This is a genomic window from Micromonospora sp. NPDC049645 (genome assembly GCF_040675155.1).
Lineage (GTDB): Bacteria > Actinomycetota > Actinomycetes > Mycobacteriales > Micromonosporaceae > Micromonospora.
This window is the reverse complement of the sequence record NZ_JBFAOI010000001.1, coordinates 110,044-127,189: the sequence shown is the minus strand read 5'-3', so window position 1 is coordinate 127,189 and position 17,146 is coordinate 110,044. Positions and strand designations below refer to the sequence as shown.

General features: G+C 71.0%; 15 protein-coding genes. 7 read left to right on the top strand and 8 right to left on the bottom strand.

The genetic code is table 11. The annotated features are described in order from the left end of the window. Window positions 1-215: 215 nt before the first annotated feature. Entirely contained in the window at window positions 216-3,050 is a 2,835-nt protein-coding gene (gene dnaB / locus AB0J33_RS00635) for a replicative DNA helicase (RefSeq protein WP_363608428.1), read from the top strand. Window positions 3,051-3,074: 24 nt separating this feature from the next. Here the strand turns inward: dnaB and AB0J33_RS00630 are convergent, their stop codons facing one another. The 5 genes from AB0J33_RS00630 to AB0J33_RS00610 form a co-directional block, all read right to left on the bottom strand. After that, on the bottom strand, window positions 3,075-3,752 hold the full coding sequence (locus AB0J33_RS00630) for a maleylpyruvate isomerase N-terminal domain-containing protein (RefSeq protein WP_363608426.1): 678 nt from the start codon (window positions 3,750-3,752) through the stop codon (window positions 3,075-3,077). Between the two features lie 104 nt (window positions 3,753-3,856). Further along, the gene (locus tag AB0J33_RS00625; RefSeq protein ID WP_238670049.1) at window positions 3,857-4,237 is read right to left on the bottom strand and encodes a zf-TFIIB domain-containing protein; all 381 of its coding nucleotides are present in this window, start codon (window positions 4,235-4,237) and stop codon (window positions 3,857-3,859) included. A 22-nt stretch (window positions 4,238-4,259) separates the two neighbouring features. Next, entirely contained in the window at window positions 4,260-4,892 is a 633-nt protein-coding gene (locus AB0J33_RS00620; protein ID WP_363608424.1) for a phosphoribosyltransferase, read from the bottom strand. Between the two features lie 41 nt (window positions 4,893-4,933). Then, the gene (locus AB0J33_RS00615) at window positions 4,934-6,301 is read right to left on the bottom strand and encodes a glycosyltransferase 87 family protein (RefSeq protein ID WP_363608422.1); all 1,368 of its coding nucleotides are present in this window, start codon (window positions 6,299-6,301) and stop codon (window positions 4,934-4,936) included. 149 nt (window positions 6,302-6,450) lie between these two features. Further along, on the bottom strand, window positions 6,451-8,982 hold the full coding sequence (locus AB0J33_RS00610) for a bifunctional diguanylate cyclase/phosphodiesterase (RefSeq protein WP_363608420.1): 2,532 nt from the start codon (window positions 8,980-8,982) through the stop codon (window positions 6,451-6,453). 550 nt (window positions 8,983-9,532) lie between these two features. On the opposite strand from AB0J33_RS00610, the gene AB0J33_RS00605 reads away from it, so the two are divergent. The 5 genes from AB0J33_RS00605 (at window position 9,533) to AB0J33_RS00585 (ending at window position 12,902) form a co-directional block, all read left to right on the top strand. Next, on the top strand, window positions 9,533-9,667 hold the full coding sequence (locus AB0J33_RS00605; RefSeq protein ID WP_363608418.1) for a hypothetical protein: 135 nt from the start codon (window positions 9,533-9,535) through the stop codon (window positions 9,665-9,667). Between the two features lie 541 nt (window positions 9,668-10,208). Beyond that, complete coding sequence (moaC, locus tag AB0J33_RS00600; protein ID WP_363608416.1) at window positions 10,209-10,700, top strand: cyclic pyranopterin monophosphate synthase MoaC; 492 nt, start codon at window positions 10,209-10,211, stop codon at window positions 10,698-10,700. Next, window positions 10,697-11,167 (top strand): MogA/MoaB family molybdenum cofactor biosynthesis protein, encoded by a 471-nt coding sequence (locus AB0J33_RS00595; RefSeq protein WP_363608414.1) that lies wholly within the window; start codon window positions 10,697-10,699, stop codon window positions 11,165-11,167. Before moaC ends, AB0J33_RS00595 begins: the two co-directional genes overlap by 4 nt. Before the next feature lie 53 nt (window positions 11,168-11,220). Then, the gene (locus tag AB0J33_RS00590) at window positions 11,221-12,474 is read left to right on the top strand and encodes a molybdopterin molybdotransferase MoeA (protein WP_363608412.1); all 1,254 of its coding nucleotides are present in this window, start codon (window positions 11,221-11,223) and stop codon (window positions 12,472-12,474) included. Next, the gene (locus tag AB0J33_RS00585) at window positions 12,474-12,902 is read left to right on the top strand and encodes a molybdenum cofactor biosynthesis protein MoaE (protein ID WP_363608410.1); all 429 of its coding nucleotides are present in this window, start codon (window positions 12,474-12,476) and stop codon (window positions 12,900-12,902) included. The genes AB0J33_RS00590 and AB0J33_RS00585 overlap by 1 nt, the downstream gene beginning before the upstream one ends. A gap of 4 nt (window positions 12,903-12,906) precedes the next feature. On the opposite strand, the gene AB0J33_RS00580 is transcribed toward AB0J33_RS00585, so the two are convergent. Beyond that, entirely contained in the window at window positions 12,907-14,373 is a 1,467-nt protein-coding gene (locus AB0J33_RS00580) for a glycosyltransferase 87 family protein (protein ID WP_363608408.1), read from the bottom strand. 227 nt (window positions 14,374-14,600) lie between these two features. After that, complete coding sequence (locus AB0J33_RS00575; protein ID WP_363608406.1) at window positions 14,601-15,146, bottom strand: DoxX family protein; 546 nt, start codon at window positions 15,144-15,146, stop codon at window positions 14,601-14,603. A 133-nt stretch (window positions 15,147-15,279) separates the two neighbouring features. On the opposite strand from AB0J33_RS00575, the gene AB0J33_RS00570 reads away from it, so the two are divergent. Further along, entirely contained in the window at window positions 15,280-15,828 is a 549-nt protein-coding gene (locus AB0J33_RS00570; RefSeq protein ID WP_363608404.1) for an N-acetyltransferase, read from the top strand. Window positions 15,829-15,834: 6 nt separating this feature from the next. On the opposite strand, the gene AB0J33_RS00565 is transcribed toward AB0J33_RS00570, so the two are convergent. After that, the gene (locus AB0J33_RS00565) at window positions 15,835-17,076 is read right to left on the bottom strand and encodes an ATP-binding protein (protein ID WP_363608402.1); all 1,242 of its coding nucleotides are present in this window, start codon (window positions 17,074-17,076) and stop codon (window positions 15,835-15,837) included. Between the last annotated feature and the right edge of the window lie 70 nt (window positions 17,077-17,146).

Genomic DNA, 17,146 nt, shown 5'->3' with positions numbered 1-17,146 from the left:
CCAATGGTTTTCCACAGGCTGTGCACACGCTGCGCACATGCTGTCCACCGGGATCCACAGGTTGTCCCGAGGCTCGTCCACCGGCTTGGTTGAGTCGCTGACCTCGGGGTCCGTATGGTTGGCCCTCGACCGCCGGCGATGGCCCCCGATCGACCGGCCCGGTCGGAGGAGAAGTGTCAGACCCCAGCGGTAAAGCTGGGGCTGGATCCGGCGCAGTGGAGGGGGGACCCGTGTCGGTCACCGACGACATGCGGGCAGAGCCACGCTCCGGCGGAGGCCAGCCACCTGCGCAGCGGGACGGCCAGTTCGACAAGACTCCGCCGCAGGACGTCGCCGCCGAGCAGTGCGTCCTCGGCGGCATGCTGCTCTCCAAGGACGCCATCGCCGACGTCGTAGAGATCCTCAAGACCAACGACTTCTACCGGCCGGTGCACGCCACCATCTTCGACATCATCCTGGACATCTACGGGCGGGGTGAGCCGGCCGACTCGATCACGGTCGCGGCGGCGCTCGCCGATTCCGGCGATCTGGTGCGCATCGGCGGTGCGCCGTATCTGCACACCCTCATCGCCAGCGTGCCCACCGCCGCGAACGCGGCGTACTACGCCCGCATCGTCAGCGAGCGCGCGGTGCTGCGCCGGCTGGTCGAGGCCGGCACCAAGATCGTGCAGTTGGGCTACGGCACCGCCAGCGGCGGCAGCCGCGACGTGGACGACGTCGTCGATCTCGCGCAGCAGGCCGTCTACGACGTCACCGAACGGCGGGTCAGCGAGGACTTCGCGATCCTGGCCGACATGTTGCAGCCCACGCTTGACGAGATCGAGGCGGTGGGCGCGCAGGGCGGTGTGATGACCGGCGTGCCCACCGGCTTCAGCGACCTGGACCGGCTGCTCAACGGCCTGCACGCCGGGCAGTTGATCATCGTGGCGGGTCGACCCGGTCTGGGAAAGGCGCTCGCGCTCGACACCCCACTGCCGACGCCGGACGGCTGGACCACGATGGGCGAGGTCCAGGCGGGCGATCAGCTCCTGGCAGCCGACGGATCCCCGACCACTGTCACGCACGCCTTCGACGTGCTGCACGACCGCCCCTGCTACGAGGTCGAGTTCTCGGACGGCACCGTCATCGTGGCGGACGCGGAGCATCTGTGGAAGACGACCACGCGGGCGAGCCGGCGGCAGGAGCCGGCGCGGCAGCGACGACACTGGCCCGAAGCGTCGCTTGCTGGCTCACGTACGGCCCACAAGACGCTCAGCGCCCTGCGAAACCAGCCGATCACCCTCTTCGACACGATCCAACAGGCCGGGCCAGAGTTCCGGCATGTCCTGCACGCGGTCGCCCATGAGGTCGGGCCGATCGGCCGGGTCAGCCGCCCCATCGTCCGCAACGGCAAGACACGCAATTGGAGTGCCCCCGGCTACCCCGCCGGTCCGCTGCTGACCGCGCTTCCCGAGCGAGCCGAGCGGCAGGTCAACGCAGGCAGCCGGGCCGAGCACGACGGTGTCGTCACCACTGCTGACATCGCGGCCACGCTGCACACGGAGACCGCCGACCGGCGGCTCAACCACGCTGTGCGGAACTCCGCTCCCCTCCAACTCCCGGACCGGGAGTTGCTGGTCCCGCCCTACACCCTGGGAGCGTGGCTCGGTGACGGGCACAGCGGTGCCAGCCGTTTCACCACTGCGGATCCAGAGATGGTCACGCTCGTCGAGGCTGACGGTTTCGTCGTGCGGCCCAGCGGGCCGATGGTCTACACCATCCTGCTGCGGCCCACGTCCGCTGCTCCGGCGAACGGCGTCTGCGTGGACTGTGGCGTTTCCACCAGGGCGTTGCGGGAGAACCCAGGGACCAGGAAGTGCGCCGCCTGCCGTCACCGGGACGGCTCCTTCCTCGGCCTGTTGCGGCAGGTTGGGGTAGCGGCCGACAAGCACATCCCGGTCTCTTACCTGCGGGCATCTGAGGCTCAGCGCAGAGCGTTGCTCGCTGGGCTGATGGACACCGATGGGACGGTGGCCCCCACCGGTAACCTCCAGTACACGTCGACCTCGAAGCGGCTGGCTGAGGACGTACGCGAACTGATCGTCAGCCTCGGCTACCGCTGCAGAGTCAACGCCAAGCCGGTACGCGGCCGCACTCCCGAGTCGTCAACGGCGTACACCTTGAGCTTCTCCACCCCGGACGTCATCTTCCGGCTCAAGCGGAAGCAGGACGCGCACGCCGAACGCCGCCGCACCTCCGATGTTCGGACGACCTCGCGGTTCATCGTCGACGTTCGGCCGGTTCCCAGCGTTCCGGTCCGGTGCGTGACTGTCGATAACGAGGAACACCTGTACCTCGCCAGCCGAGCGATGATTCCTACCCACAACAGCACGGCAAGTATGGACTTTGCCCGAAATGCTGCGATCCGCGCCAACCAGGCCGCCGCCATCTTCTCGCTGGAAATGAGCAAGGTCGAGATCGTCATGCGGCTGCTCTCCGCCGAGGCGCGGGTGCCGCTGCATGTGCTGCGTAGCGGTCAGCTCTCCGACGACGACTGGACCAAGCTGGCCCGCTGCATGGGCGAAATCAGCGAGGCGCCGCTCTTTGTCGACGACACGCCGAGCATGAACCTGATGGAGATCCGGGCGAAGGCGCGGCGGCTGAAGCAGCGGCACGACCTCAAGATGATCGTGGTCGACTATCTCCAGCTGATGACCTCACCGAAGCGCACCGAGAGCCGGCAGCAGGAGGTCGCCGACCTGTCCCGTGGCCTGAAGCTGCTGGCCAAGGAGGTCGAGTGCCCGGTCATCGCGGTCAGTCAGCTGAACCGTGGTCCCGAGCAGCGCACCGACAAGCGACCCCAATTGTCCGACTTGCGGGAATCTGGGTCAATTGAGCAAGATGCGGACGTTGTCATCCTGTTGCACCGCGACGACTACTACGACAAGGAGTCGCCGCGGGCCGGGGAGGCGGACTTCATTGTTGCCAAGCATCGGAATGGGCCTACCGACACCGTGACCGTCGCCGCCCAACTGCACCTGTCCCGTTTCGTGGACATGGCCATCGGCTGACCGGCGCGGCGGTCCCTCGTCGGGTCAGCCGAGCAGGGGAAACCAGCCCGCCGACTCGCCCAGCTCCAGCCGGTCCCGGTCGGTCAGTGGGACACGCCCGGTGGCCTTCAGCAGGTAGTCGTGGTCGTCCCAGGCGGTGGGTCTGACCGTGTCGTCGCTGAGCAGGCCGTCCATGGTCGCCACCGCGACGCGTACCGCAAGAGGGCCGGGCGGCGGGGCGTCGGGGAGTTCCAGCGTCAGGTCCAGGTGGTGGATGGCGGCCTCGGTGGTCAGGGTGGCGAGGAAATCCGGTACGCGCAGCACGTGCCCCTGTGTGGTCACGTACCCGTCAGGGTCGGCGGCAGCGGCGGCGCGGACCGCTGCCGGGGCGGTGTCCCGCCACAGGTCGACGATCCCGGTCGGGCGGTCGAACGCGGCGGCCGATCGGCGGACCCACCAGGCGTGCCCGGTGGTGCCGTCATCGCCGCCGGGAAAGTCACGCCAGTAGCTCACGTCGTCGACGTCGGCGGGGCCGTCGACGGGGCTGGCCAGGGCGACGAGTGCCCGCTGGGCGTCACCGAGCACGTGCAGGAGCAGATCGGCGATGAGCCAGCCCCGGCAGCGGGTGGGCCGTTGCAGGCCGGCGTCGTCCAGGCCACCGACCACCGCGGTGATCCCGTCGTACGCCTGGGCCAGCGCCTCGTCCGGTCGGTGTGCGGTCATGCGACTCAGCCTCGCATGAACCACCACACCCGCCAACGATCAATGGCTCGGGTGGTGTGCCCGGGCCGACGCGTGGATCGACCCGGGCGGGAGGTCGGCAGGGCTCAGCCGAACATCTCGTCGAGGAAGCCCTTGCGCTTCTTCTGCCGGTAGTGGCCGTGGTAGCCGTGGTGCTGCTGCTGGTGGCCGTAGGCCGGCTGCGGCGGGTAGCCGTGGGCGGGCGGGGGCGGCGGCGGGACGGCGCCGTAACCGGGCTGGTGCGGCGGGGGCGGCGGGGGCGGGTAGCCGGCCGGCTGCTGCGCGGGTTGCCCTGGCGCGCCGCCGGTCTGTTGGCGGCTCCAGTTGGCCTCCGCCTCGAACAGCTTCTCCAGCTCGCCGCGGTCCAGGAAGATGCCTCGGCACTCCCCGCACTGGTCGATGACGACGCCGCTGCGCTCGTACTGGCGCATTTCTCCGTGACACTTCGGACAGGTGAGGCTACTCATCGCCCGACGGTACCTGCTGTACCTATGCAGTTGCTGTGAGCGCCTCGGTGACTTCTTCGTCGGACACCTCGTGGAAGTCGTCGTAGTAGACGCTCACCGCGCCGAAGTCCGGCGGGCGCTGGGCGCAGATCACCTGGTCAGCCTCGGCGGCGAGCAGTTCGTACGCCTCCTGCGCGCCGACCGGCACCGCGACCACCACCCGGTGGGCCCCGAGTTGGCGGACGACCTCGACGGCGGCGCGGGCGGTCGCGCCGGTGGCGAGACCGTCGTCGACGATCACCACGGCCCGTCCGGTGAGGTCCAGTTGGGCGCGCCCGCCCCGGTAGAGCCGCTCCCGGCGTTCCAGCTCGGCCTGCTCGCGCCGGCTGACCTCGGCGATGTCGTCGCTGCTGAGTCGGCCGGCCACCACGTCGTTGAGCACCTGGACCCCGCCCGGCCCGAGTGCGCCGAAGGCGACCTCGCGGGCCCAGGGGATGCCGAGCTTGCGGACGACCAGCACGTCCAGTGGTGCGCCGAGCCGTTCCGCGACGACCCGGGCGACCGGCACGCCGCCACGGACGAGGCCGAGGACGACGACGTCCGGTTCGCCGACGAGTGCGGTGAGTCGGTCGGCGAGCACCCGGCCCGCGTCGGCCCGGTCGCGGTACGTCGTCATGCCTTCAGGTCTACGCCCTGACGCGCGGTTTCGCCCGGCAGTTACGCCGAAGTGGTCCAACTGGACCGCTCGCCGGGAGCCGGGGCGGTCGGTGGCTGGTCGACCGTCCGGTGCAGCGCGGGCGCCCAGGTGAGCAGGGCCAGCGGATACAGCAGGTAGCCGAAGCGGGTCGTGGGCATCAGGGCGATCGCGGCGAGTAGCCCGTACCCGCAGATGAGGGCGCTGGTGACGGCGGTGCGGGGCGGGCGGCGGACGAGTTGGACGGCGATGGCCGCTCCGGCCGCGACCAGCAGCGCGGCGGCGATCAACCGGCCGGCGGGCAGCGCGCTGGCGATCAGGTAACCCGGAAACGGGGACTGCGCGGGGCTGGTGACCAGCCCGTGGCCGAGGGGGAAGCGGAGGACGTTCTCGGCGAGGGCGTCGTGGTCCACCAGCAGCGCCGGCAGTAGTGCGGCGACGGGCAGGCCGATCGCGCCGGCGGCGACCCGCGCGCCGGCGCGCCGGGTCAGGCCCCAGACGATCAGGACCAGGGCGACCGGCCAGGCGAACAGCTTCAGCGCGCCGGCGAGCCCGACCGCGAGGCCGGCGCGGCCGGGTCGTTCGGTGGCGGCGAACGCGAGAGCCAGCAGGCAGAGCGCGAGTACGGGTAGGTCGTCGCCGCCGGTGGCGAGGGTGAGGGCACAGATCGGCAGTACGGTGGCGGCCTGCACGCCGCGCAGCAGGGCGGCGTCGCGCCGGTGCGTCGTGGCGGCGGTGGCCTGGCCGGCGGTGGCCTGGCCGGCGGTGGCCGGTGTGCGCCGCAGGGCGGCCACGGCCAGGGCGAGCGCCAGCGTGGTGCCCACCGCGAACCAGACCCGCGAGTCGGTCCACCAGCTGTCGACGAGTGCTCTGGGCAGGCCGAACATCGCCATGCCGGGCTGGTACGGGGTGTAGCCCATCAGTTGTTCGTCGGGTGGCAGGGCGGCGATGGCGTCGGGTCCGAGGTACGGCGTGCCGTGTTCCAGGAGGCGGCTGCCGGCCTGTTCCACGACCAGCACCTCCTCCTGCGCCCGGTCGGTGCGCCCGCCGGCCCGGTCGATGCTCTGCCAGAGCAGGGGTAGCAGTGTGGTGGCCGCCCAGGTGAGGCCAGTGATCACCCAGCGGGCTGGGAGACCGCTCAGCCGGGAGGTGGGAGAGCGTCGACGTAGTAGGAGTTGAACGATCACCGCCAGCGTCGCGAGCAGGTAGCCGACGGCGGCGACGGCGCCCCACGCCCGGTGCGGCAGCAGCGTCGACGTGACCGTGGTGATCGCGGCGAAGATGGCCGAGACGCCGTAGAGACCCAGGTCGAGGGCGAGTCCGCCGGCGGCGGTGTCGAGCGTCCGCCAGTGCCAGCGACGACGGCGGGCGGTCGGGTCGTCGACGATCACGCGCGACAGTCTGGCAGATCGGCCTGCTGGCGCGGCGGCCCGAGGCTGCTCAGCCGTGCCGATGCTCGCGCAGCCGGGCCGCCGCGTGCCGCTGCTCGCGCAGCCGGGCCGCCGCAGGCCGTTGCTCGCTCAGGCGTGCTGTTGCTTGCTCAGGCGGGCAGGTGCGGGAGACGGTCGGCGCCGGAGCGGCCGGCCTGGCGGCGGTTCTGGTTCAACCGGATCACCGCGCCGGCGTCGTGCAACGGCGCGGCGAGGGTGCCGGGGCGACCGCCCGAGCCGCGCTGCATCGCCGCGAGCAGGGTGCCGGACGGCATCGGCCGCGCGAACAGGTGCCCCTGGCCGGCGACGCAGCCCAACTCCCACAGGGCGCGTCGCTGCGGTTCGCTCTCCACCCCCTCGGCCACCACGTCCAGGTCGAGGCTGCGGCCCAGGTCGAGGGTGGAACGGATGACGGCGGCGGCCTCCGCCGAACTCTCCATGGTCGTCACGAAGCTCCGATCGATCTTCAGCTCGTGTACCGGGATGCGGGAGAGCAGGGAGAGGGAGGAGTAGCCGGTGCCGAAGTCGTCCAACGCCAACCGGACCCCCTCGTCGCGTAACCGGCTGAGCACCCGGTCGACCACGTCGAGTTGGCTGAGGGTCAGCGTTTCGGTCAGCTCCAGGACCAGCCGGTCCGGTGGTAGGTCGTGGGCGCGCAGGCGGGCCAGCACCGAGCCCGGGAACCGCGCGTCGAGCAGGCTGCGGGGGGACACGTTGACCGCGACGGGTACGTCGAAGCCGGCTTCGCGCCAAGTCGCCGCGGCGATCAACGCCTGGTCGAGGATCGCTTCGGCGAAGGCTGGGAGCAGGCCCGAGCGTTCCACCGCCTCCAGGAACCGCAGTGGGTCGATCATGCCGTGGGTGGGGTGGTGCCAGCGGGCCAGTGCTTCGGCGCTGGTCACCGCGCCGCTGCCCAGGTCGACGATCGGTTGGAAGTTGACGACGAACTCGTGGTCGGCGACGGCGCGTGGCAGGTCACCGCCGAGGGTGAGGCGGCCCAGGTCCGCGGTGTCGCGGGTCGGGGCGTACGTGGCGATCCGCTGGCCGGCCCGCTTCGCCTGGTACATGGCCACGTCGGCGCGGCGCAGCAGCTCGGCCATGCCGCCGCTGGACGGGGCGATGGAGATCCCGCCGCTGGCCTCGACGCTGATCCGCATGCCGTCCAGCTCGAACGGCTCGTGCAGGGCGACGAGCAGTGTCTCGGCCCGGTGCGCGGCCACCGCCGGGGCCGGCAGACCGCGCAGGAGTACGGCGAACTCGTCACCCCCGAGACGGGCCACCAGGTCGGTCGCCTGGGCCGCGCCGCGCAACCGGTCGGCCACCTGCACCAGCACCTGGTCGCCGGCGGCGTGCCCGAGCGTGTCGTTGACCTCCTTGAAATGGTTCAGGTCGATCAGCACGAGCGCGGTCACCCCGTCGGCGTGCCGGGTGCTCAACTGCTCGGTGCCCTCGTCGAGGAGGTGTCGGCGGTTGGCCAGGTCGGTCAGCGCGTCGTGTGCGGCCGCGTACGCGTGCTCGTCGGCGACCCGGGCCAGCTCGGCGTACGCCTGGGCGTTGCGGACGGCGGTGCAGAGCGCGGACGCGAAGGTGCGCAGGGTGTACTGCTCCCGCTCGGAGAGCTGCACCGGGCCGCGGAAGCGCAGCCGGAGCATGCCGACGTCGACCGTCCGGTCATGGCCTTCCAACGGCGCGGGGATGACCGTGCCGTCCACGTCGGTGGGCGTTCCGGTCGGCCCGTCGAAGGTGATGCCGCCGGTGCCGCCGCGTACGGTGCGGCCACCGTCGCGCAGCTCGATCTCGACCTCGTCCGCGGAGAACAACTCGGCGGCCTGGGTGACGGCGGTGGTGAGGACGTTGTCCAGGTCGACGACGTTGAGCGCGTCGGTGGTGCGGGCGAGTCGCTGCCACGCCTGCTGCTCGGTGCGGCCTCGGATGCGCGCGGAGTAGGCCAGGTGCAGGCTCAGGACCAGGGGTGGGACGGCGAGCAGGAGGCGGGGGTCCGCCCAGAGGATGAACAGCGTGCAGAGGGCGACGACGAAGCGCACGCCGAAGCCGGCCAGCCGGAGGTCAAGGTTGTTGAGGAACTGGCGGGAGATCCGGGTGCCGGTCGCCAGCGCGATCACCGGGATTGCCAGCAGATCGTCCAACAGTGCGGCGACCAGGTAGATGGCTCCCAACAGGCCGATGAGCTCCGTCAGCCCCACGGGTGGCCACTGCCAGTGGACCGCCAGCGCGGTGGCGCTCGCTCCACCGGCGACGAGGATGTTCTTGCTTACTCCGAAGGCGGTCTTGATCGAAGGAAGCTTCATGATCGCCGACGCGATGCCGACGCCCGCTCCGGTCGCCAGCAACACCCAGGCAGGCGGAGCCACCGCGAGCCCGATCACGATCGCCGCCTCGATCCAGGTGATCGCGTGCGTGGTCGAACGGATGCGGATGGGCGCCTTGATGATCGTCCCGAGGGCCGTCATGAAGGTCAACGCGACGATCGTCGCGCCATCGCCCACCGAGTTCGGCGGGTGAGCCAGTAGGTCGGTGACGGCGATGAGCGTCGGACCGACAGCCAGTATGACGATGATGCCGACGAGCAACAGGAGTCGCCGGTCTGCTCTCGTGGTGTCCTCGGATGAAACCCGACTCATGAAGCTCCTGTCGTTGCCGACAGTTACATGTTGACGACAGGAGCCTACCGCTGTGTGTCACTCGAATGTCAGTGCCAGTCGCTGCCGCGCATTGCACGCTCCCTCCACTCTCGTCACCCGCGACGCGGTTCTGTGTCTCGGGCTGTATTTCGTGACGAGAGCCTAGGGGGAACTCGATGCGGTTAGCAGCAATAAATGTCGGTATGCGCAACATAAGCCAAGATAGAGGGTTTTGTAACGTTGTGTCCATGACTCCTATGCGGAGCGGGGTCAGGTTGTTCGGCCTGCAGGTCGCATGTTGCCGGCCATCGCCGTGGGCGTGCTTGGCGTCCAGGCTCCTGCCGTCTCCGTCCCTCAGTCTGAACGAGCAAACTCATCTTCCTCGCCCGGGGTTTGGCTCAGCGTAGGTCCTGTCGGATGAATTTGCGGCACATGCCGGAATGTCGGCGGTTCCCGGGCCGGCGCTAACGGTTCTGACGTCGAATTCGTCGCCGCCAACCTTTCTCCGAGTGATCATCCGGACACCCACAGATTCTGGATCGGGGGACTGTTGGAGATCAAGGTGCTGGGCGGACCCGACGTGCGGCTTGCCGACGTCAAGTTGCATCCCGGGACGCTCAGCCAGCAGGTGGTGCTCGCGATGCCTGCTGTTCACGCTGACTTATCTTTCCGGTCGACCAGCTGATCGTTGGGCTGTGGTCGACCGCGCTACCGCATTCGGCCGTGGCCGACCGCGCGTGGCTTACACCGCCAATCCGACGTATGTTCGAATCTGTGGATTGCGGCAGGGCTCTTGTGAATCGGCATCGGAATGGCCACCGACCGCAACTTGACCCGAACTGAATCGGTCTTATCCATTTCGAAAACCAGTACCGGGAGGCAAGGAGCCCCCGTCGAACGGGATTCTCCGGGTCAACCTAAGAGCTACTCAGGCTGGCGGTGGACCAGTAAAAGGGCCGATGCCCGTTGACGTTCCGCTTGGCCCGGTTCGCACCGCTCGTTCTATGGCGGCGGAGGTGGAGCACCGTCTCGCGATTGAGTTGCTCGCGCGGACGGGCATCCGGATCGGGCGTTTCGGGCTGGCGATTCCATCGCTTCGGAGATGATGGGAGTGGATACGATCTGGGCCGGCACCGACTCATCTTCGGAAGTGTCCGAACTCGGCTGCGTCAGCCGGACACCGCTCCTCCGGATCACCGTCGCACCGCGACGCTAGGCTCAGCACCGTGACCGAACCCGCGCAGCTCAGCCACGTCGATCGCGCCGGCGCGGCCCGCATGGTCGACGTCTCCGCCAAGGCGGTGACAGGTCGGCTGGCCGTCGCGGCCGGCCGTTTGCACACCACCCCCGAGGTCATCGACCTGCTGCACCGCGATGGGTTACCCAAGGGTGACGCGTTGGCGGTCGGTCGGCTGGCCGGGATCATGGGGGCCAAGCGCACTCCGGAGCTGATCCCGCTCTGCCATCCCATCGCCCTGCACGGCGTCACCGTCGACCTGGTGCTGACCGCCGACACCGTGGAGATCACTGCCACGGCCCGTACGGCGGACCGGACGGGCGTGGAGATGGAGGCGCTCACCGCCGTCGCCGTCGCGGGTCTCGCCCTGATCGACATGGTCAAGGCGGTCGACCCGGCGGCGTCGGTGGAGGCGGTCCGGGTGCTGCGCAAGGAGGGCGGCAAGACCGGCGAGTGGGTCCGTCCGGAGGACCGGCCGTGATCCGGGCCCGGGTGATCGTCGCTTCCAACCGGGCCGCGGCCGGTGTCTACGCCGACACCAGTGGGCCGCTGCTCGTCGCCGGCCTGCGCGAGTTGGGCTGCCAGGTCGACGAACCGGTGGTGGTGCCCGACGGTGAGCCGGTCGGCGACGCCGTGCGGGCCGCCCGCGCCGATGGTGTGGACGTGGTGCTGACCAGCGGTGGCACCGGGGTGACCCCGACGGATCGGACCCCGGACGTCACCCGGGGTCTGCTCGACTACGAGATCCCCGGCATCGCCGAGGCGATCCGCGCGCACAGCCGTGACCGGGTGCCGACCTCGGTGCTGTCCCGGGGCCTGGCCGGTGTCGCCGGCCGGATGCTGGTGGTCAATCTGCCCGGCTCGACCGGCGGCGCCCGCGACGGCCTGGCCGTTCTCGGGCCGATCCTGAGTCACACCGTCGACCAGCTTCGCGGCGGGGACCACTGACCGGTGCAGGCCAGGCTGGGGCGGGTGTCGGTCCGGGCCGATAGGCTCGGTCGGTGAGCACGGAAACCGCACCCACCGCGGATCGGGTCGTCGCACCGCCGCCAGCCGGTTGGGAGGAAGCGCGCTCGCGGGTCTACGCGGTCGGTCTGGCCGCCGCGTTGCCCGCCGTCGCCCGACCACTCGTCGACGCCGACGGGTCGACCCTGGCCGAGCCGCTGACCACCCGCACCGACCTGCCCGCCTTCCCGACCTCCAGCGTGGATGGCTGGGCGGTGCGCGGTCGCGGCCCGTGGCGCGTGGTCGGCCGGGTCCTGGCGGGGAGCACCCCCGCGCCGCTCACCGAGGACGACACCACCGTCGAGATCGCGACCGGTGCCATGGTGCCCGAGGGCGCCACCGCCGTGCTGCGGGTGGAAGAGTCGACGAGCGCCGACGGTCTGGTCAGCGGCGTTCCCCGGGAGACGCCCGAGTGGCGGGAGCCCGGCGAGGAGGCGTACGCCGATGAGGAGTTGTTGCCGGCCGGCACGCCCGTCGACCCGGCGGTGATCGGCCTGGCCGCCGCCTGCGGGCACGACACGCTGCGGGTCCGGCGGGCGCCGCGCGCCGCGCTGCTGGTCTTCGGTGACGAGTTGTTGACGGCCGGTCCGCCCGCGGCGGGTCGCGTCCGCGACGCGTTGGGCCCCTCGGTGCCGGGGTGGCTGCGGCGCTACGGCTGCCAGGTCCGCCCGTCCGACGTGGTCGGCCCGGTGGCCGACACGCTGCCCGCGCACGTGGCGGCCCTGCGTTCGGCGTTGGCGAACGCCGATCTGGTCTGCACCACCGGCGGCACGATGAACGGCCCGGTCGACCACCTGCACCCGACCCTGGAGGCGCTCGGCGCCGACTACGTGGTCAACACGGTGGCGGTCCGCCCGGGGTTCCCGATGCTCCTGGCCCGGCTGACCGGTCACGACGGTCGAGCCCGGTTCGTGGCGGGGCTGCCGGGCAACCCGCAGTCCGCAATCGTCGCGCTGGTGTCGTTGGTCGCGCCGCTGCTCGCCGGCCTCCAGGGTCGCGCGATGCCGGTGCTGCCGCAGGCCACGTTGGCCGAGGCGGTGCCCGGTCGCGGTGACTACACCCACCTGGCGTTGGTCCGGGTGGACCGGGCCGCCGGCACCGCCACCCCGGTCCGGCACGTCGGCTCGGCGATGCTGCGTGGCCTGGCCGGCGCGGCCGGGTTCGCCGTCATCCGACCCGGCACCGGCGGCGAGCCGGGCGACCGGGTGCCGATCGTGCCACTGCCGTTGTTTCCCGGGGAGCGTGCGTGATGACCGCACCAACGATCACCTTCGGCGAGGTCACCGACCAGCCGCTCGACCTCGCCGCGCACGAGGCGGCGGTCGCCGACCGCCGGGCCGGCGCCGTGGTGTCCTTTCAGGGCGTGGTCCGCGATCATGACCACGGCCGCCAGGTCACCAGCCTGGAGTACGAGGGGCACCCGAGCGCCGCGCAGGTCCTGCGCGAGGTGGCCGCCGAGATCGCCGCGGAGCCCGACGTCTACGCGGTGGCGGTCTCGCACCGGGTCGGGCCCCTGGCGATCGGTGACGTGGCGCTGGTCGCCGCGGTGAGCACCGCGCACCGGGCGGCGGCCTTCGCGGCCTGTGCCCGGCTGGTCGACGAGGTCAAGGCGCGCCTGCCGATCTGGAAGCGGCAGGTCTTCACCGACGGCACCGACGAGTGGGTCAACTGCCCCTGACCGCTCACCGGTGGCCGTTGATCACCACGGCCCGGGCGAGTCGGTCGCCGTAGAACGCCGGCTCCGCGCCGGGACGCCACGGCAGGGCGGCGACCAGCACGATCAGCGCGACCGCGAGCGAGTTCTCCATCAGCGCGCCGAAGAGCCCGTCCTGGTAGTGCGACATCTCCGGCAGTTGGTGTTCGTACGGCCAGATCGGTGAGATCAGGAAGAGCAGGTAGAGCCCGATCGCGGCGACACCGTGGCGGAGCCCGGTCAGCGTGGGGTACCAGATCGGCGGGCGGAGCCCGTTGACCCCGGGTAGTCCGCCGAACACGGGGCCCTGGCCGGTGCGCTGCGGCATGCTCCGGCTCGCCTCACGGCGGCGTACGGCGGCGTCGGCCAGCACGATGATCGCCGGGATGACCCAGACCAGGTGGTGCGTCCAGGAGATCGGGCTGATCACGTTCGCGGTGAGACCGACGAGCGTGAACGCGGTCAGCTCGTCGCCGTCGGCGCGGGAACTGGCCGCCCGGGACAGGCCCAGCGCCAGGATCAGCACCGAGAAGGCGAGCCAGAGCAGCCCGGGGGTCTCGATCGAGTCGTACAGCCGGGCGAGGAGGCCGGCGAGGGACTGGTTGGGCGTCATGTCCGCCGCACCGACCCGTTCGGTCTGCCAGAGCACGCTGCCGAAGTACGTCCGCGACTCGTCACCGACGATCGCGAAGCTCCCCACCGTCACACCGATCGTGGTGCCGATGGCGGTGGCCGCCACCCGCCACTGACGGGTGATCAGCAGGTAGGCGATGAACAGCGCCGGGGTGAGCTTCACCGCGGTGGCCAGGCCGATGCCCGCGCCGGCCCACGCCCCGCCATAGACGAAGCGCAGCAGCGGGCCGTCGGTCGCGGCGTAGTGGGTGCCCCGGCGGGAGCGCCATCGAAGGCCGATCAGGTCGGCCATGATCAAGGCGAACAGCAGGATGTTGACCTGGCCGTAGCCGAGCGTCTCCCGACCTGGCTCGATGGCGACCGCGAGCGGCACCGCCACGGCCACCGTGAACCACAGTGGCCACCCCAACCGGTCCACGATGGGCCGGAGCAGCCCGGCGAGCACCAGCGCCAACGCGGCGATGCTGGCGGCGGCGTTGACCATGCCGGCCGCGCCGATCGGCAGCTGCGCCATCGGCAGCATGACCAGCCCGGCGAAGGGCGGGTAGGTGAACCCGAGTGTGGTTCCGGGCGCGATGAACTCGTAGAGCTCGTGACCGCTCGCCCACCACACCACGGCACCGTGGTAGATCTTCATGTCGAAGAAGTTGTACGGCCGCCCGAAGGTGCCGATGGCGAGCCATGCGGCATAGGCGACGGCGGCCACTATGGCGCCCCGTACGACGTTCCTGCGATCGATCCCGCGCGTCACCCGGTCGAGCCCGCGTGTCACACGTTGGATTGGGGCGAGGCGGTCCGCCCGTCTACCGACAGCCGTCGGCATGGCGTGGCCACCCCCGTACCAAGGTCGTCCTACCCGTCCAGGTCCTGCACGGAGCCTAGAACGGCGCCTCACGTCAGTGCCTCCCGCGTTATGCGACCGTGTCCGATCCCACACATGTTTTTGACATTTCCACCGCGTTAACGCCTACCGGGTGGTTCAGGTAATTCGTGGCCTTAGCGGGGGGGTGGGGGTGGGGCAGAGACGGATCGACGCAGGTCAGCCGCAGGTCAGCCGGGGAGTCGACGTGCGGTGGACGCCGACCGGACGGCGATCCGGGCCTCGCGGCGGGCGGTACGGACGGCGCGTTGCATGGAACGTCGAGAGTGGCCGATGCGATGACCGGTCCGCCACCGCAGACCCGGCTTGCCGCCGGTGTCCGCCGCGGCGAGCAGCAGACCGCCGAGGATCCCGAGGTTCTTCAGAACGTGGATCTGGTTGTTGTTCTTGGCGGTCGGGTCGTCGTTGTTCCAGAAGGGATGCCCGGCGATGGTCACCGGCACCAGCGTGCCGGCGAGCACCAGCGCCGCGGGTCGGCTGAACCGGCCGCTCGCCAGCATCAGGCCCGCGCTGACCTGCACAGCCGCGTTGAGCCGGATCAACGTCTCGGTCTCGGTGGGGAAGCTCGGGTGTGCCTTCTTCAGCATCGGCGCGACCTTGTCGGTCACCGGTTTGGCCGCCGTGGTGAGCCGGCCGGGATTGCGGAAGTTTCGATACCCGCTGACCACGAAGATGCCGCTCAACATGGCGCGGGCGAGGGAGCGTACGGGCGTCATGGATCAGTCATACCCCGTCGCGGCGTTTGCTACCCCGGCAACCGCCGGATCGGATTGGTGTTCGTACACGTGCGCCACGCCGAATCAAGCGACCGTCACGGATGGACGGGCGCTGGCGGGTAACGTCGCGCGGGTGACCACGCTGCGGCTACGCCCCGAGGACCCGGCCGACGCCGGCCCGGTCCGCCGGGTGCTGGCCGCCGCCTTCGCCCGCCCGGACGTGACGACGCCGCCGGAGGTCAGCCTTGTCGACGAGCTGCGCGGCACCGTTGCCTGGTTGCCGCGGCTGGCCATGGTCGCCGAGTACGGCGGTGAGGTGGTCGGATACGCGCTGCTCACCCGGGTGCGTCTGCGGCCGGAGCGTGGCTCGGACGTGCCCGTCCTGGCGCTCGGCCCGGTCGCGGTCGCGCCGCACCGACAGCGTGTCGGGCACGGCACGGCGGTCGTGCAGGCCGCTCTGGACGCCTCCACCGAGTTGGGCGAGCGGCTCGTCGTCGTCCTCGGTGACCCGGCCTTCTACCGCCGGTTCGGGTTCGGCCCGGCGAGTGAGCTGGGCCTGACCGGTCCGTGGGCCGGTCTCGGTGAGCCCTGGCAGGCGCTGGTGCTGCCGCCGTCCACCAGCGAGGAGGGGCCACCGCCCCCCGGCGAGGTGCTCTTTCCGGCGCCCTGGTCGAGGGTCTGACCGGGCTCAGGCCGGCTGCGTGCGAAGGTAGCGGCCGAAGTGCGGGACCGTGAAGGCGACGGTGCCCCGCTCTCCGGAGTAGATCAACCCCTTCTTGATCAGCGCGTCCCGCGCCGGGGAGAGGCTGGCCGGTTTGCGGCCGAGGGCGCGGGCGATCTCCGCCGTCGGCACCGCGGCGTCCATGTCGTCGCGGACCACCGCCCCGGGCTCGCCCTCGACCGCCGACATCGTGGCCATCGCCCGCATGTACTCGCGCTCGGCGGGAGTGGCCCGTTCGAACCGGGACCCGAAGAACCCGACGGCCAGCTCGGCTTCCGCCTCGGGCGCGGCGACCCGCACGTCGGCGGCGGTGATCGGCGAGCGCGGCGCGTGGTCCCAGGTGGCCTTGCCGTACGCCTGGACGAAGTAGGGGTAGCCGCCGGACTTCTCGTAGAGCAGGTCGAGTGCCTTCTGTTCGTACTCGACCTCCTCCCGCTCGGCGGGCGCGCAGAGCGCCCGGTCGGCGGCGATCCGGTCGAGCCGGTCGATGCGCTGGTAGCGGAACAACCGTTCGGAGTACGACTTCGCGGCGCTGAGCACCGCCGGCAGGTGCGGAAGGCCGGCGCCGACGACGATCAGTGGCGCGCCCAGCTGGGACAGCTCGTGACAGGCGGCGCAGAGGGCCGACACGTCCTCCGGGCCGAGATCCTGCATCTCGTCGATGAAGATGGCGATGCCGGTGCCGACGTCACTGGCCACGGCGGCGGCGTCACTGAACAGCTCGACCAGGTCGATCTCGATGTCGCCGGAGTCGGCCCGGCCACTCGCCGCCGGGACGTCGATGCCGGGCTGCCACCGGTCCCGCAGCTTCGTGGCGGCACCGGCCCGGCCGGTCGGGGCGGACCGTTGGGCGAACGCCTTGAGCACGCCGAGGAACGCGTCGATCCGGTCCGGCGCGCGGTGCCGGGGGGCCAGCTCCCGGACGGCCATGTGCAGCGCGGCGGCGACCGGGCGGCGCAACGACTGATCCGGCCGAGCCTCGATCTTGCCGCTGCCCCAGAGCCGGTTGATCGCCTGCGACCGGAGGGTGTTGAGCAGGACCGTCTTGCCGACGCCACGCAGCCCGGTGAGCATCAGGCTGCGTTCGGGTCGGCCCCGCGCGATGCGTTCGAGCACGATGTCGAAGACGTCCAGCTCCCGCCCCCGCCCGGCGAGTTCGGGCGGACGCTGACCGGCGCCCGGCGCGTACGGGTTGCGGACCGGATCCACGCATCGCAGAGTATCGGGCCATCTAGCTGCGAGGCTAGACATGGATAGATGGGGCTACCGGCGTGTTGAG

Bases quoted from the DNA above. Each gene is read 5' to 3' on its own strand.
- AB0J33_RS00630 (WP_363608426.1), bottom strand. From the start codon at position 3,752: ATGACCGCACACCGACCGGACGAGGCGCTGGCCCAGGCGTACGACGGG.
- AB0J33_RS00625 (WP_238670049.1), bottom strand. From the start codon at position 4,237: ATGAGTAGCCTCACCTGTCCGAAGTGTCACGGAGAAATGCGCCAGTAC.
- AB0J33_RS00620 (WP_363608424.1), bottom strand. From the start codon at position 4,892: ATGACGACGTACCGCGACCGGGCCGACGCGGGCCGGGTGCTCGCCGAC.
- AB0J33_RS00610 (WP_363608420.1), bottom strand. From the start codon at position 8,982: ATGAGTCGGGTTTCATCCGAGGACACCACGAGAGCAGACCGGCGACTC.
- AB0J33_RS00585 (WP_363608410.1), top strand. From the start codon at position 12,474: ATGACCGCACCAACGATCACCTTCGGCGAGGTCACCGACCAGCCGCTC.
- AB0J33_RS00580 (WP_363608408.1), bottom strand. From the start codon at position 14,373: ATGCCGACGGCTGTCGGTAGACGGGCGGACCGCCTCGCCCCAATCCAA.
- AB0J33_RS00575 (WP_363608406.1), bottom strand. From the start codon at position 15,146: ATGACGCCCGTACGCTCCCTCGCCCGCGCCATGTTGAGCGGCATCTTC.